Raw genomic sequence first — 15,635 nt, 5'->3', positions numbered from 1 at the left:
TCCACTAACCAGAACGGCAATACCGCGTGAGCTTTATCGAAGCGATCATCCTGGGCATCCTCCAGGGGCTGACCGAGTTCCTCCCCGTCTCGTCGAGCGCGCACCTGCGCATCGCGGGCGAGATCCTGCCGTCGGCCACCGACCCCGGCGCGACCTTCACCGCCATCACGCAGCTCGGTACCGAGGCCGCCGTGCTGGTGTACTTCTGGGGCGACATCACGCGCATCATCGGCAAGTGGTTCCGCCACTTCACGCCGACGTCGGGCATCGCCAAGAACGACGCCGACGTGCGCATGGGCTGGCTCATCATCATCGGCACCGTTCCGATCGTGCTCGCCGGATTCTTCCTGCAGGAGACCATCCGCGGCGCGTTCCGGTCGCTGTGGCTCGTCGCCATCGTGCTCATCGTGTTCGGCATCATTTTGGGGATAGCCGACCAGCTCGGGCGCCGCGACAAGAAGCTCGACGACATCACCTACCGAGACGGCATCCTCTACGGCCTCGCCCAGACGCTCGCCCTGATCCCCGGCGTCTCGCGCTCCGGCGCCACCACCACCATGGGCCGCGCCCTCGGCTACGAACGCCCGGCGGCCGCGCAGTACGCCTTCCTGCTCGCGGTGCCCGCGGTCTTCGGCAGCGGGTTCTACGAGCTCTACAACAGCATCACCGAGCCCGAGGTCGACACCCCGTTCAGCTACCTCGAGACCGGGGTCGCCACCGTGGTCGCGTTCGGCGTCGGGCTTGCGGTCATCGCGTTCCTCATGCAGTACATCAAGACCAAGTCGTTCATGCCGTTCGTGATCTACCGCCTCGTCCTCGGCAGCGTACTGCTCGTGCTGCTCGCCACGGGTGTGCTCGACCCGCTGTAGGCGACGAGCGGCGCAGAACCACCAGGCACCGCCCGGGCGCCGAACCACCATGGTCGGAGCCCCCAGCTACGCGACGTACCCTTAACGAGTGAAATCGTGGAGCATGCCCGAGATTCCGCTGGTCCCGGGTACCGGCCCCGTTCCGATGCTGCACGACACCGCCACCGGTGAGTTGCGTTCCGCATCGTCGCACGGCGTCGCATCCCTCTATGTCTGCGGAATCACCCCCTACGACGCCACCCACATCGGCCACGCTGCCACCTACCTGGCCTTCGACACCCTGGTTCGCGCCTGGCTCGACGCCGGCGTCGGCGTCGAATACGTGCAGAACACCACCGATGTGGACGACCCACTGCTCGAACGCGCCACCGCGACCGGCGTCGACTGGCGCGAGCTCGCCGCATCGCAGACCGACCTGTTCCGCTCCGACATGACCGCGCTGGGCATCCGGCCGCCCGACCACTACGTCGCCGTGACCGATGTCATCACCGAGATCAGCAATGCCGTCGAGACCCTGGTCAGTCACGGCACCGCCTACGAGGTCGCGACTGACGATTCGGTCGATGGCAACAACGACCTCTACTTCGACAGCGCCCGCGCCGCCGAGACCGGCCCGTGGCACCTCGGCCTCGAGAGCGGCCTCGACCGCGACACCATGCTCGCGCTCTCCCGGCAGCGCGGGGGAGACCCTGGCCGCCCCGGCAAGCGCGACCCCCTCGACCCGCTGCTGTGGCGTGCCGCCCGCGTCGGCGAACCGGCCTGGGAATCCCGCGTCGGGCGCGGCCGCCCCGGCTGGCACATCGAGTGCTCCGTCATCGCCATCAACCGGCTCGCGTCGCCGATCACCGTGCAGGCCGGCGGATCCGACCTGATCTTCCCCCACCACGAGTTCAGCGCCGGCCACGCGTCGTCGATCACGGGCGAGCCGTTCGCCGACATCTACGCCCACGCCGGAATGGTCGCCTACCAGGGCGAGAAGATGAGCAAGTCGCTCGGCAACCTCGTGCTGGTATCACAGCTCACCGCGCGGGGAGTCGACCCTCGCAGCATCCGCCTCGCCCTGCTCGACCACCACTACCGCACCGACTGGGAATGGACGGCCGACACCCTCGTCTCCGCCACCGCCCGCCTCGAGCGCTGGACCGCCTGGGCAGCAGCATCCACAGGATCGACCGAGGTGGATGCCGCGGCGCCCGCCACCGCAGGCTCCGACGCACCAGACCCCGTGGTCGACGCCCTGCGCACCGCGGTGGCCGACGACCTCGACACCCCGGCCGCCCTCGCGGTCGTGGACGCCGCCATCGCTGCCGCATGCCCCGCCACCGCGGCCGCCGTCACCGCGATCGACGCGCTGCTCGGCATCCGCCTGCGCTAGCCGTATCGCCGGCGCGGAGGCTGCGGGCCGCCCGCACGTCCGCGGCGAGCGCAGCCAGCCCGGCTCCATCTACTCCTTGGGCCGCCACGGCTCGTCGCCGGCGGAGCCACCCGAGTCGGGCTTCTCCTCGCCGCGGCGCAGGTACTTCTCGAATTCCTGCGCGATGGCCTCGCCGCTCGCCTCGGGAGAGTCGACGGTGTCGCGGGCCTGCTCGAGCTGCTCGATGTAGTTCGACATGTCTTCGTCCTCGCTGGCGAGGGCGTCGATACCGCTCTCCCAGGTGGCGGCGTCGTCGACGAGGTCTCCGCGGGGGATGACGACGTCGATGATCTCCTCGAGCTTGTCGATGAGCGCGAGGGTCGCCTTGGGCGACGGCGCGTTGTGCACGTAGTGCGGAACCGACGCCCAGATCGACAGGGTCGGAATGCCGGCCTTCTCGGCGGCCTCCCCGAGCACCGAGAGGATGCCCACCGGGCCCTCGTACGAGCTGCGCTCGACGCCGAGGCGGGAGCGCATCTGCTCGTTCTCCGAACTGACGAACACCGAGATCGGCCGGGTGTGCGGAACGTCGGCGAGCATCGCACCGAGCATCACGATGGCCGAGACGTTAGTCTCCTGCACGGTCGCGAGAATCTCGGCGGTAAAGCTCTTCCAGCCGCGCGACGGCTCGGTGCCCAGCATGAGGTAGATGTTGGCGTTGTTGGCCGCGCTCATCGACAGTTGCGCGTCGGCGGCGATGTTCGCCGACGAACCGTCGCCGACCGCGGGCCCGGCCGGGCTCGAGGCATCCATGATCGGTGCTTCGACCTGACCGGTTTGCTCGGCCTCGACCTCGACCTCGACCTGCCCGACCTGCCCGGCCCTGCCCTGCCCGAGCACCGAGGTCGGACCATAGATCGTCACGGACGGCCAGACCAGCAGCCGGTTGCCGTCATCATCCGACGTCACGGTCGGGCGGTTGAACTGGTAGTCGAAGTAGTCCTCCGACTCCACCTCGGCGATCGGATACAGGTCGAGCAGCTGCTTCAGGGTGCGAACCGCACCGCTCGCCGCTTCTCCCGCGTCATTCCATCCCTCGAATGCGACGACGAGAAGTCGTCCCTTCAAGGTTTCCGAGCTGTCAGCCACAAAGTCCTCCGCTTGCCGGACCGAACTGGTCCAGCTCCAAGCTATCCCTCAAGGATAGAACCCAGCCGCACCGCCCCCTGCCCGGCCCGCGGGGCGCCGAGTGCGCCCCCGGTACTATGGGGCATCGTGACTTCCGACAGCAGCGCCCCGACCACCCCTCCCGCAAACGCCCCCGCAGCAGTGCTCTGGGACATGGACGGCACCCTCGTCGACACCGAGCCCTACTGGATGATGGCCGAGACCGAGCTCATCGAATCGCACGGCGGCACCTGGACGCACGACGATGCCATGGGCGTCGTCGGAATGGGGCTGTGGGATGCCGCGGCCACCTTCCAGTCCAAGGGAGTCGCGCTCTCCGCCGACGAGATCGTGGACTGGATGACCACGCGGGTACTCGAGCAGGTCGCCGTCGAGGTGCCATGGCGCCCGGGAGCCCGCGAACTCCTCGCCGAACTCAAGGCGGCCGGCGTACCGACCGCGATGGTCACGATGTCGGTGCACCGCATGGCCCAGACCGTCGCCGACGCCATCGGGTTCGCGGCGTTCGACGTGATCGTCGGAGGCGACGACGTCTCCGCGGCCAAGCCAGACCCCGCCCCCTACCTGCACGCCGCCGAGCTGCTCGGGGTGGATATCGTGCGATGCGTCGCGATCGAGGACTCGGTTCCCGGCGTCGCGTCTGCCGAGGCATCCGGGGCCATGACCATCGCCATTCCGCTGCACTCCACCCTCCCGGCGAGCGACCGCCACACGCTGTGGCCGGGCCTCGAGGGCAAGACCCTGGCCGACATCGCGTCGCTGTTCACCGCCCACGTCGCGAACGCCACCGCCGGGATCGCCCGATGAGCGCCGATACTGCCGCGCCCGACGCCTTCCGCCGCCAGAGCGGCCCGTTCCGCGGCGGCGACCGCGTGCAGCTCACCGGCCCCAAGGGCCGCCTCAACACCATCACGCTCGAGCACGGCGAGATCTTCCACACCCACCGCGGGGGAGTAGAGCACGACTCCGTCATCGGCAGGCCCGACGCCTCGGTCGTGCTCGGCACCACCGGCGACGAGTACCTGGCGCTGCGCCCGCTGCTCAGCGACTTCGTCATGTCGATGCCCCGCGGCGCCGCCATCATCTACCCGAAGGATGCCGCGCAGATCCTCGCGCTCGGCGACATGTTCCCCGGCGCGACGGTCGTCGAGGCGGGTGTCGGCTCAGGCGCCCTCGCCCTGTGGCTGCTGCGCGCGATCGGACCGACCGGGCGCCTGCACTCCTTCGAACGCCGCCAGGAATTCGCCGATGTCGCCACCGGCAACGTCACGGCGTTCCTGGGAGCCGAGCCCCGCAACTGGTCGGTCACCGTCGGCGACCTCGTCGAGGAGCTGCCCACCGCCGTCGCCCCCGGGTCCGTCGACCGTGTCATCCTCGACATGCTCGCCCCGTGGGAGTGCATCGACGACGTCGCCGACGCCCTCACTCCCGGTGGCGTACTCATCTGCTACATCGCCACGGTCACCCAGCTGTCGCGCGTCGCCGAGGCGATCCGCGCCACCGGCGAGTTCACCGAGCCCGACTCCTCGGAGACCATCGTGCGCGGCTGGCACGTCGAGGGCCTCGCCGTGCGCCCCGACCATCGCATGGTCGCCCACACCGGGTTCCTGATGACCGCCCGCCGGCTCGCGCCGGACACCGTGCTGCCGCAGCTCAAGCGTCGCGCGTCGAAGACCGACTTCAGCGACGACGACGTCGAGGCCTGGACCCCCGGCGCTCTCGGCGAGCGCACCGCGACCGACAAGCGGCTGCGCAAGGCCGCCCGCGCCGCCCGGGCATCGGCCGACCGTGCCATGGCCGCCGAGGCGAACGTACCGGGGGCCAACGCGCCGGGCGCCGACGAGCCGGACGCGGGCGCACCAGCCACCTAGAATTGGCCAGTCGTTCCGCGCCACCCCGCAGCACCGAAACCCGCAGCACCGAAACCCGCAGTACCGAGAAGAGGCCTCCGTGCGCAGACTGTCCGCGCTGATTGTCACCGCCAGCGTCCTGGCCACCCTCACCGCGTGTTCCGGCGGGATTAACGAAGAGGTCGAGGTCGACTGCCCGTCCGGCATCACGAGCGGGTCGGCATCCGACACCGTCGAGACCGACACCGACTTCGGTGCAGCACCCGAGGTCACCTTCCCGGTACCCCTGGTCAGCGACGGCGTGCAGGTATCCGTCATCGAGGCGGGCGACGGCGACGAACTGGAGACCGGGCAGCCCGTGCTCATCGAGGCGACGATCCTCAACGGCACCGACGGCACCGTCATCCAGCAGACCTCCTACGCCGAGGACGCGGGCAGCCTCTTCACCGTCGGGGATAGCGGCCTTCCCGCCCTCGGCAATGCGCTCGAATGCGTCACGGTCGGTTCCCGCGTCGCGGTGACCGCGTCGGCCCAGGCGAACGTCGGCGACCAGGGGCAGGCGTCGACCGACGATTCCGTCGTCTACGTGATCGACGTGCTCGACGCCTTCGACGCCCGGGCCGATGGCTCGTTCCAGGCCGTCGACGGCGACCTCCCCGCCGTGGTCACCGCCCCCGACGGCACGCCGGGCATCACCATCCCCAACGCGCTCGCCCCGACCGAACTCAGCTCGGGAACCCTGCGCAAGGGCGACGGCGAGAAGGTCACCGACGATTCCGCGCTGGTCGCCAAGCTCACCGCCGTCGACTGGAACACCGGCGCCGTCACCTCCTCGACCTGGGAGACCGGTTCCACGGCCGTGCTCAACCTCGCCGGAACCGACATCAGCGAGGGGCTCCGCGAAGTGCTCGTCGGAAAGACCGTCGGGTCGCAGGTCGTCGCCGTCATCCCGGCAGACGTCGGCGGTACCGAGGCCGCTCCAGCCTCGTCGACTATCGTCTACGTGATCGACATCCTCGGAACGCTCACCTGATCGGGGCTACCCGCGAGGAGCGATCCGCTCTCCACTCTCCACCAGCACCCCGCTAGGACGGCATCGTGCCAGCAGCACGCAAGAAGACCCCCGCGGGCCAGCCATTACCCGACACCGCGCCCTCCGGTGCGCCTACCAGCGCACCGACGCCGCGCGAACCGGCCCCGCCCCGCGTCCCCGTCGAGGAGCGGCTGTTCAGCCTCGTGCTCGCCCTGCTCGCCACCGAGACCGGCCTCACCAAGAGCGAGATCCTGTCGACCGTGCAGGGCTACCGCCAGCGCTACTCGACCTCCGGCGCGAACGCGAACCTCGAGCGACAGTTCGAGCGCGATAAGGACGACATCCGCGACCTCGGAGTGCCCCTCGAGACCATCGAGTCGCCCGGACAGGCCGGCAACAACCAGACCCTGCGCTACCGCATCCCGCGCGGGTCCTACGAACTGCCGGCCGACATCTCGTTCTCCGCCGAGGAGACCACGCTCCTCAACCTCGCCGCAATGGTCTGGCGCGAGGGTTCGCTCTCGACCGAGTCCCGCAGGGCCCTCCTCAAGCTGCGTTCGCTCGGCGGCACCGCCGACGTTCCCGTGCTCGGCTACGTCACCCAGCTGCGCTCCCGCGACGCCGCCTTCGAACCCCTGAGCACCGCCCTCGAACGCAGCTCTGTGGTGCGCTTCGCCTACCTCAAGCCGGGGGAGTCCGACGCGCGCGTGCGCACCGTGATGCCCCTCGCGCTCGTGCAGCACCAGGGGCGCTGGCATCTCAGCGCCGAAGAGGCAGACACCGGCGTGCGCAAGACCTTCCTGCTGCGCCGCATCGTCAGCGAAATCATCCCGACCGGCACGTCGTTCACGCCCCGTGGCGGCGACCAGTCCTCCATCGCCCTGCGTGAACTCGACGAGGTCTGGAACAACCACACCGCCATCGTCGAGGTGATGCCCGATTCGGATGCCGCCACCCGCCTGCGAAAGCGCAGGGGCACCGAGACCGCAGCAGACGATACCCTCCGCCTGCACTACTCAGACCTCAACATCATCGCGGACGAGCTCGCGGGATACGGCCCGGAAGTGCTCGTCATCGATCCGCCCGCACTGCGCGACGCCGTCATCGCCCGCCTGCGCCAGACGGAGAACGACCATGGCTGAGCGGCCGAAACCCCAGCACGCGACCGACAAGCTCGCCTTCCTGCTGTCGCTGGTGCCCTGGCTCATCGACCAGGGTTCCGTCACCGTCACCGAGGCGGCCGACCAGTTCGGTGTCACCGAGGCGCAGATCCGCGACGCCGTGCGGCTGATCGCCGTCTCCGGCATCCCCGGCGAGACCAGCGCCTACCAGCACGGCGACCTGTTCGACATCGCCTGGGATCGCTTCGACGACCACGACGAGATCGTGCTCACCAACATGGTCGCCATCGACGACTCGCCGAGGTTCTCCGGCCGAGAGGCCGCGGCCTTCATCGCGGGGCTGCAATACCTCTCCGCGCTGCCCGAGAACGCCGACCGGAGCGCGATCGACTCCCTCATGGCGAAGCTCGCGCGCGGGGCATCCGCCACCCCCAGCCAGGTCGCCGTCGAGGCCACGGATTCCGACGCGACCCTGGCGGTGGTTCGCGAGTCGGTCGCCGCCGGCCTGCAGGTCGAGTTCGACTACCTCAGCTCGAAGGGGCTGCACCAGCACCGCCGTGTCGACCCGCTGCGTATCGAGTCGATCGACGCCGACTGGTACCTGCGCGGCTGGTGCCACCTGCGCGAAGCCGTGCGCACCTTCCGGATCGACCGCATCGTCGACCCGCGCATCACCGACCTGCCCATCACCCGCCACGCGGCCGATGTCACCCTGCCCGACACGCTCTTCGAGGGTTCCACCGACGACCTGCTCGTCACGATCGACGTCGCCCCGTCGGCGGTTCCGCTCATCGCCGACTACATGCCGGATGACGCGAACTCCACCTCCGTCGACGGCGTCGTGCGCACCACGATCCACGTCTCGCACTACCACGGGCTCAAGCGCCTGGTCGCGAGCCTCCCCGGTGTCGTCACCGTGGTCGACCCGCCGGAGGCCCGCCGCGTCGTCGCCGATTGGGCCCGCGCGGCCACCGCGCGGTACGAGTCCACGAACCCGACGGCCCCATCCGCGACGTGACGTTCCGGCACCACACACGGTCCATTCATGGCCGCGGGGGTAAAATAGATAAACGTCAACGCGAGATCAAGGACACATCATGCTGAACAACTTGACCGGATGGCACGCGATCGTCATCCTCGTCGTAGTCCTCCTGCTCTTCGGTGCGACCAAGCTGCCCGCGCTGGCGAAGAGCGTCGGCCAGTCGCTCAACATCTTCAAGTCCGAGATGAAGACCAATCGGCCGAACGACCAGGCAGACGCCACGACTGTGCCCAACTCGACGACGCCGTCGGCCCCGCACACGTCGACCAGCGCCCCTGCTCCCCACAGTGCAACCCCCCACAGTGCGACTGAGCACAATCCGAAGCCCTAGCGACAGTGGCTCCTCGCACTAAGGCGAGCCACAACGCAGAAGCCAGGATGTCGCTCGGCGCACATCTGATCGAGCTGCGCAAAAGGCTCTTCCGGGCCCTCCTCGGCGTGCTCATCGGCGGCATCGTGGGCTTCATCACCGCCGAATACGTGCTCGACCTGCTGCGCGCGCCCATCGTCGAGATCGCCGCCTCCCGCAACGCGAGCCTCAACTACGACACCGTCACCGGGGCCTTCGACCTGCGCATGCAGATGGCCCTCTACATCGGCCTCGTCGTCTCCAGCCCGGTCTGGCTGTACCAGATCTTCGCCTACATCGTCCCTGCCCTGTCGCGCAGAGAGAAGCGCTATACCTTCGGGTTCTTCTTCTCCGCTGTTCCGCTGTTCCTCGCGGGGTGCGCGGCCGGGTTCTACGTCTTCCCGCACATCGTCGAGCTCCTCGCGGGCTTCGCCCCACCGGAAGACACCTCGATCTTCCAGTCGAAGTACTACTTCGACTTCGCCATGAAGCTGGTCTTCGCCGTCGGCATCGCCTTCGTGCTCCCGGTGTTCGTCGTGCTGCTCAACTTTCTCGGGGTCATCTCGGCCAAAGGCATCCTGATGGGCTGGCGCTGGGCGATCCTCGCCATCACGGTGTTCTGCGCCATCGCGACCCCCGCCGCCGACGTCTACTCGATGTTCCTCCTCGCGATCCCCATGGTGGTGCTGTACTTCATCGCCGCCGGCATCGCGTGGGTGCACGACCGCGTCGCGGCCAGGCGCGCCGAACGATTCCTCGCCGACGAAATGGGCAGTGCACCCGTATGACAGACCAACTCTCCCCAGCCGAACGCTTCGCCGCCGCCAAGAACCGCCGGGGGCTGCAGATGGTCGACGCATTCCGCGCGCGCCAGCAGTTCGACCTCGACCCGTTCCAGCTGAGCGCCTGCGCCGCACTCGAGCGCGGCAACAGCGTGCTCGTCGCCGCACCCACCGGCGCGGGCAAGACCGTGGTCGCCGAGTTCGCGGTCTACCTCGCCATGCAGCAGCCCCGCGCCACGGTGTTCTACACCGCGCCGATGAAGGCGCTGAGCAACCAGAAGTTCCAGGAGTTCGTGCGCGAGTACGGCCCCAGCGAGGTGGGCCTGCTCACCGGCGATACCAACATCAACTCGGGCGCCCGCATCGTCGTGATGACCACCGAAGTGCTGCGCAACATGCTCTACGCCGACTCCGACCTGCTCACCGACCTCGCGTTCGTGATCATGGACGAAGTGCACTACCTCGCCGACCGGTTCCGCGGCGCCGTGTGGGAAGAGGTCATCATCCACCTGCCGGAGCGGGTGCGCCTGGTCTCGCTCAGCGCGACGGTCTCCAACGCCGAGGAGTTCGGCGACTGGCTGCAGGCGGTGCGTGGGCAGACCGACGTCATCGTCTCGGAGGAGCGCCCGGTGCCCCTCGACCAGCACATCCTCATGCGCACCAAGCTCATCGACCTGTTCGACACCCCGACCGGCATGGGCTCGCCCGGCGCCCTCACCGTCACCCCGTCACGCAAGGCCGGACGCAACAAGGGCCAGCGCATCGCCGCCGAGGCCGCCGCCGCGGGAGACATGTCCGCGAGCGTCGCCGCAGCAGGCACCGCACCGGCCAGCCCCGCGCCCGCCGGCGCCGCTCGTGCGGACTCGGCCCCCGCCGGCACCACCCGCTCCGACACCACCCGGCCAGAGACCACCCGGCACCCGGTCGCGCAGTCCACCGCGCGGGTCAACCCCGAGCTGACCCAGATGGCGCGCTCCGGGGCCCGCGCCGGTACCTCCCGGGTGAACCACGACGACCGTCGGCAGTCCCGAGGCGGCCACAACCGCCCGCAGGAATTCATGATGAAGCGCCCGCAGGTGATCGCGCTGCTCGAGGAGCACAACCTGCTCCCCGCGATCTTCTTCATCTTCAGCAGGGTGGGATGCGACCAGGCCGTCGCCCAGGTGCTCCGCGCGGGCGTGCGGCTCACGACCTCGGCCGAACGCCAGGAGATCCGCGAGATCGTCGAAGACCGCTGCCGCACCCTGCTCGACGAAGACCTCGGGGTGCTCGGCTACTGGGAATGGCTCGAAGGCCTCGAACGCGGCGTCGCCGCACACCACGCGGGCATGCTGCCCGCCTTCAAGGAGGTCGTCGAGGAGCTCTACCGCCGCAAGCTCGTGCGTGTCGTGTTCGCCACCGAGACCCTCGCCCTCGGCATCAACATGCCCGCCCGCACCGTGGTGCTCGAGAAGCTCGAGAAGTTCAACGGTGAGGCGCGCGTGCCGATCACGCCGGGGGAGTACACCCAGCTGACCGGTCGCGCCGGCCGCCGCGGCATCGATATCGAGGGCCACAGCGTCATCCAGTGGCACGACGGGCTCGACCCGCAAGCCGTCGCGTCGCTCGCCTCGCGCCGCACCTACCCGCTCAACTCGAGCTTCCGGCCCACCTACAACATGGCCGTCAACCTCATCGAGCAGTTCGGGCGCAGCCGCACGCGCGAGGTGCTCGAGTCGTCGTTCGCGCAGTTCCAGGCCGACCGCGCCGTCGTCGACCTCGCCCGCAAGGTGCGCAGCCAGCAGGAGTCCCTCGACGGCTACCGCACCGCCATGCAGTGCCACCTCGGCGACTTCGCCGAATACGCCGGCATCCGCCGCGAACTCACCGACCTCGAGCACAAAGGCGCCACCCGGGGAGAACCGGGCAGCCGCGGCGAGCGCGAACGTCGGCAGCACCAGCTCACCGCCCTGCGCAGGCGCCTGAAGCAGCATCCATGCCACAGCTGCAACGACCGCGAGGCACACGCCCGCTGGTCGGAACGCTGGTGGCGACTCAAGAAGCAGACCGACGACCTCACCCGCCAGATCCGCGGGCGCACCGGCGCAGTGGCCAAGGTGTTCGACCGCGTCACCGACGTGCTCACCGCCCTCGGCTACCTCGATCGCGACGAGCACGGTGCCGTTCAGGTGGCGGGGCCCGGACGCATCCTCCGCCGCATCTACGGCGAGCGCGACCTGCTCGTGGCCGAATGCCTGCGGCAGGGCGTGTGGAACGACCTCGACCCCGCAGGACTCGCCGCCATGGCTGCCGCGCTCGTCTACGAGCCGCGCCGCGACGAGGGCCAGCTCAGCGACCGCTACCTGCCGAAGGGCGCGTTCCGGCCGGCGCTGGAGAAGACCACCGACCTGTGGGCGAAGCTCGACGACATCGAGCGCGACAACAAGCTGCCCGGCAGCAACCCGATCTCCACCGGCCTCTCGCTCGCGATGAACCGCTGGTCGCAGGGCGCGAGCCTCGACGCCGTGCTGCGCGACTCCGACCTCGCCGCCGGCGACTTCGTGCGCCTCACCAAGCAGACCATCGACATGCTCGACCAGCTCTCGGTGGTCGCCGATGCCCCGGTCGGCCCCACCGCCCGCACGGCGCTCGAGTCGATCCGCCGCGGCATCGTCGCCTACAGCAGCGTTGCGTGACCGGGCTGCCCGGCAGGCGCCAGCGCTCGGCGACCTAGGCTGTACCGGATGATCGACGTTGCCAGAGTGGATGCCGCGCCGGGCCGCACCGCGTCGCGGCCGCTGCTTCCGCTCTCCATCGCGACCTTCACCGGCGTCATCGGCGGTATCGCGAACGCCGCCGCGTTCCCCGGGCTCGGCTGGTGGCCGCTGATCTTCGTCGGCACCCCGCTCATCCTCGCCTCCCTCGTCGGCCGCCGCTTCTGGGGCTCGCTGCTGGTCGGGCTACTCGCCGGGTTCGCGTTCTGGGGCACCCACATCTTCTGGCTCACCATCTACCTCGGTGCGGTGCCGTGGCTCGCCCTCGCCGGGCTCGAGACCATCTTCTTCGCCCTCGGCTGCGTGCTCATCTCCCTCGCCTGGCGGTGGGGGCAGCGGGCGTTCCCCTCCGCCTGGGGCCGGCGCGCACTGGTTCCCGTGCTCGTCGCCGCCCTGTGGATGACGCGCGAATACGTGTCGAGCACCTGGCCGTACGGCGGCTTCTCCTGGGGCAGGCTCGCGTTCTCCCAGTCGGAGAGCCCGTTCGGCAGCCTCGCGTCGTGGGTGGGAGTCTCGGGCCTCACCTTCCTCATCGCCCTCGTCAGCGCCCTCATCGTGCAAGCCGTGCGCGAGCTGTCCCGTCGCCGGCTGCTGCTCGCCGCGCCCGCTGCCCTGCTCCTGGTCATGCTGCTCGTGCCTACGTTCCCGGTGGCCTATTCGGGAACGGCCCGCATCGCCGCCGTGCAGGGCAACTCCAACGCGGGCCTGTTCGCCGAGTACGAGCGCGGCGAGATCCTACAGAACCACCTCGACGCCACCGAGCCGCTCTACGGCGACGACGTCGACCTCGTGGTGTGGCCAGAGAACGCGGCAGACATCGACCCGCTGCGTGAGCCGTTCGCGGCCTCCGCGCTCGACCGGGTCACCGACCAGCTGTCCGCCCCGCTGGTCGCGGGCACCTTCACCGTCGACGGCGACGACATCTACAACAGCGTGCTCCTGTGGGAGAACGGCACCGGCGCGGTCGACCAGTACGACAAGATCAACCCGGTACCGTTCGCGGAGTACATCCCCGACCGTGACTTCTGGTACCCGCTCGCCCCCGAGCTGCTGTCACTGATTCCGCGCGACTACTCCATCGGTACCCGCGACAACATCGTCGAGCTGGTGGGCGACTCGGGGCAGGCCATCGTCGGCGGGGTGGCGATCTGCTTCGACATCGTCAGCGACGCATCCATGCGCCAGATGATCGACGACGGGGCCAACATCATCCTCGCCCCCACCAACAACGCCGACTTCGGGCAGAGCGACGAGAGCGTGCAACAGCTCGCGATCGCCCGCATGCGCGCGATCGAGACCGGCCGCAGCGTGGTCAACACCTCCACCGTCGGCACCTCGGCGATCATCGCGCCCGACGGCAGCACCATCGACCGGCTGCCCACCTTCGAGCCGGGTTCGATGGTCGAAGACGTGCCCCTGAGCACCACGACCACCGCGGCGACCGCCATCGGGCGCGAGCTCGAACTCGCGATCGTCGGCCTCGGACTGCTCGGCCTCGCCGCCGCGGGGGTACTCGCCCGGAGGGCTGCGCGAGCAGGGGGGCGATCCCGTGCCTGAAGTGCTCGTGGTCATTCCCACCTATGACGAGATCGACGCGCTGGGCAGCATCGTCACGCGCATCCGCGCGGCGCTGCCGGGCGCCGACGTGCTCGTGGTCGACGACTCGAGCCCCGACGGCACGGGGGCCCTCGCCGACGAGCTCGCCTCAGCCGACCCGGCGATCTCGGTGCTGCACCGGCCGGCCAAGTCCGGGCTCGGTGCCGCCTACGTCGCCGGTTTCGGCAGCGCCATCGACCTCGGCTACCGCTTCGTGGTGGCGATCGATGCCGACGGGTCGCACGACCCGGCCGAGCTGCCCGCGATGGTCGCGCTGGCCGAGAACGGCGCCGACCTCGTCATCGGCTCGCGCTGGGTGCCCGGCGGCTCCGCCGTCGACTGGACACTGCTGCGCCGTTTGATTTCCCGCGCCGGCAACACCTACTCTCGGCTGATGCTGCGCTCCGGCGTGCACGACCTGACCTCGGGGTTCCGCGTCGCGAGCGTCGTCGCCCTGCAGGAGATCGACGTGCGGGCCGTGGCATCCCGCGGCTACTGCTTTCAGGTGGAGGTCGCCTGGCGCCTCGACTCCGGGGGCGCGTCGGTGGTCGAACACCCCATCACGTTTCGCGACCGCACCGTCGGCTCGTCGAAGATGCGACCGGGGATCGTCGCCGAGGCGCTCTGGCGCATCACCGTGTGGGGCGTCATGTCACTGCTGCCCGCGGGCGACCGCGCACCGCGCCGGCCCGTGAGAAACGCCCCCCGCCGCTGAGCGGCGAGGGGCGTGAATCGATGCGGGTTCAACCGCATCGGGTGGGGACTAGGCCCCGACCTTCTGCTGGCCCTTGCGAGCCCGCAGTACGTCCAGTCGATCGTTGAGCAGCTCTTCGAGCTCGCCCCGGGTGCGACGCTCGAGGAGCATGTCCCAGTGGGTGCGTGGCACCTTGGCGTCTGACTCCTCCAGCACGGTGAGCTTGCCGTCGGCGGCGAGCAGGATGCCCTCCTGGCCGCTCTTCGGCGACTCCCACACCTGGGGAACCTCGGCGTCGGCGGCGAAGGTGACCTCGAAGGTCGTGCCGTCGGCCTGCTGGTACGTGCTGGTGACTCGAGGGGAGAAGGTGACGCCTTCTTCGCTCTGCAGACTCTGTGATCCGAGTCTCATTCCGCGCAAACTGCGATCTGCCATTGTGTGGCCCCTTTCTCGCGATACTCGGTAAACCCCTACCGTGTCCGATTTGTTCCATGCTGTCCGGTTTTTGTTCGGGTTCACAGCCACTTGCCGGTTCGCCTCAGATGTGCTTGCGGCGCCGTGACGCTATCACGTCGATCGCGATATCCGCACGGTCGGTGACCAGTCCGTGCACCCCCAGGCCGAGCAGCCGCACCATCGTGTCGGCGTCGTTCACCGTCCAGACGTGCACCTCTACGCCCGCCGCTGTGAATGTGCGAACGGTGCGGGCGGTCACGATGCGCACGCGTCCGTAGCGCTCCGGCACCTGCGCGGCAGGCACCCCGCGCAGGGCGAGCCGGGTGCCGCGGCTGCTGCCGATCGCCGCGGCGGCGAAGGACCGCGCCACGAGCGGGGCCGACGCCGACGTGGCCACCCCGGGGAGCTGGCGAGTGGCGGCTGTACGTCGTCTCTCGCTGAACGAGGTGACCAGCACCCGGTCGAGGGCACCCGCCGAAAGGATCGCCTCCACCGTGGGGTCGACCGCGTCGTCGGACTTGACGTCGATGTTGAACCGCAGCCACGGG

General features: G+C 69.5%; 15 protein-coding genes. 12 read left to right on the top strand and 3 right to left on the bottom strand.

Annotated elements, in window-relative coordinates; translation table 11 throughout:
- Window positions 1-26: 26 nt before the first annotated feature.
- Together G5S38_RS05695 and mshC are read left to right on the top strand one after the other, a co-directional pair.
- Window positions 27-869, top strand: coding sequence for an undecaprenyl-diphosphate phosphatase (locus tag G5S38_RS05695; RefSeq protein ID WP_165065660.1), 843 nt, complete (start codon window positions 27-29; stop codon window positions 867-869).
- Window positions 870-957: 88 nt separating this feature from the next.
- Window positions 958-2,244 (top strand): cysteine--1-D-myo-inosityl 2-amino-2-deoxy-alpha-D-glucopyranoside ligase, encoded by a 1,287-nt coding sequence (mshC, locus tag G5S38_RS05690; protein WP_165065657.1) that lies wholly within the window; start codon window positions 958-960, stop codon window positions 2,242-2,244.
- Between the two features lie 69 nt (window positions 2,245-2,313).
- Here mshC and G5S38_RS05685 read toward each other — a convergent pair whose 3' ends face one another.
- Window positions 2,314-3,372 (bottom strand): proteasome assembly chaperone family protein, encoded by a 1,059-nt coding sequence (locus G5S38_RS05685; protein ID WP_235928923.1) that lies wholly within the window; start codon window positions 3,370-3,372, stop codon window positions 2,314-2,316.
- Between the two features lie 126 nt (window positions 3,373-3,498).
- Here G5S38_RS05685 and G5S38_RS05680 point away from each other — a divergent pair, with 126 nt between their 5' ends.
- The 10 genes from G5S38_RS05680 (at window position 3,499) to G5S38_RS05635 (ending at window position 14,652) form a co-directional block, all read left to right on the top strand.
- Window positions 3,499-4,218, top strand: coding sequence for an HAD family hydrolase (locus G5S38_RS05680; RefSeq protein ID WP_268921043.1), 720 nt, complete (start codon window positions 3,499-3,501; stop codon window positions 4,216-4,218).
- Complete coding sequence (locus G5S38_RS05675; protein ID WP_165065651.1) at window positions 4,215-5,282, top strand: tRNA (adenine-N1)-methyltransferase; 1,068 nt, start codon at window positions 4,215-4,217, stop codon at window positions 5,280-5,282. The genes G5S38_RS05680 and G5S38_RS05675 overlap by 4 nt, the downstream gene beginning before the upstream one ends.
- Window positions 5,283-5,361: 79 nt before the next feature.
- Entirely contained in the window at window positions 5,362-6,294 is a 933-nt protein-coding gene (locus tag G5S38_RS05670; RefSeq protein WP_165065648.1) for an FKBP-type peptidyl-prolyl cis-trans isomerase, read from the top strand.
- Window positions 6,295-6,485: 191 nt separating this feature from the next.
- Window positions 6,486-7,436: a helix-turn-helix transcriptional regulator gene (locus G5S38_RS05665; RefSeq protein WP_235928926.1), complete on the top strand. Its 951-nt coding sequence runs from the start codon at window positions 6,486-6,488 to the stop codon at window positions 7,434-7,436.
- Window positions 7,429-8,433, top strand: a complete 1,005-nt coding sequence (locus tag G5S38_RS05660; RefSeq protein ID WP_165065641.1) for a helix-turn-helix transcriptional regulator — start codon at window positions 7,429-7,431, stop codon at window positions 8,431-8,433. The genes G5S38_RS05665 and G5S38_RS05660 overlap by 8 nt, the downstream gene beginning before the upstream one ends.
- 79 nt (window positions 8,434-8,512) lie before the next feature.
- Window positions 8,513-8,788 carry a twin-arginine translocase TatA/TatE family subunit gene (gene tatA, locus G5S38_RS05655; RefSeq protein WP_165065639.1) on the top strand — a complete coding sequence of 92 codons (276 nt, stop codon included), beginning with the start codon at window positions 8,513-8,515 and terminating at the stop codon, window positions 8,786-8,788.
- Window positions 8,789-8,835: 47 nt separating this feature from the next.
- On the top strand, window positions 8,836-9,594 hold the full coding sequence (gene tatC / locus G5S38_RS05650; protein ID WP_165065636.1) for a twin-arginine translocase subunit TatC: 759 nt from the start codon (window positions 8,836-8,838) through the stop codon (window positions 9,592-9,594).
- Window positions 9,591-12,263 carry a DEAD/DEAH box helicase gene (locus G5S38_RS05645; RefSeq protein ID WP_165065633.1) on the top strand — a complete coding sequence of 891 codons (2,673 nt, stop codon included), beginning with the start codon at window positions 9,591-9,593 and terminating at the stop codon, window positions 12,261-12,263. The genes tatC and G5S38_RS05645 overlap by 4 nt, the downstream gene beginning before the upstream one ends.
- Window positions 12,264-12,311: 48 nt before the next feature.
- Window positions 12,312-13,898, top strand: a complete 1,587-nt coding sequence (gene lnt / locus G5S38_RS05640; RefSeq protein WP_165065630.1) for an apolipoprotein N-acyltransferase — start codon at window positions 12,312-12,314, stop codon at window positions 13,896-13,898.
- Window positions 13,891-14,652, top strand: coding sequence for a polyprenol monophosphomannose synthase (locus G5S38_RS05635; RefSeq protein WP_165065627.1), 762 nt, complete (start codon window positions 13,891-13,893; stop codon window positions 14,650-14,652). The genes lnt and G5S38_RS05635 overlap by 8 nt, the downstream gene beginning before the upstream one ends.
- 48 nt (window positions 14,653-14,700) lie before the next feature.
- Here G5S38_RS05635 and G5S38_RS05630 read toward each other — a convergent pair whose 3' ends face one another.
- Window positions 14,701-15,066, bottom strand: a complete 366-nt coding sequence (locus G5S38_RS05630; protein WP_165065624.1) for an RNA polymerase-binding protein RbpA — start codon at window positions 15,064-15,066, stop codon at window positions 14,701-14,703.
- 103 nt (window positions 15,067-15,169) lie between these two features.
- Window positions 15,170-15,635: glycerophosphodiester phosphodiesterase family protein (locus tag G5S38_RS05625; protein ID WP_268921042.1), on the bottom strand; the 466-nt coding region annotated here is incomplete at its 5' end.

The sequence above is a fragment of the Marisediminicola senii genome (genome assembly GCF_011057645.1).
GTDB lineage: Bacteria > Actinomycetota > Actinomycetes > Actinomycetales > Microbacteriaceae > Marisediminicola > Marisediminicola senii.
Note: the sequence above shows the minus strand (reverse complement) of the source record. Positions and strands in the feature narration are given on the sequence as shown.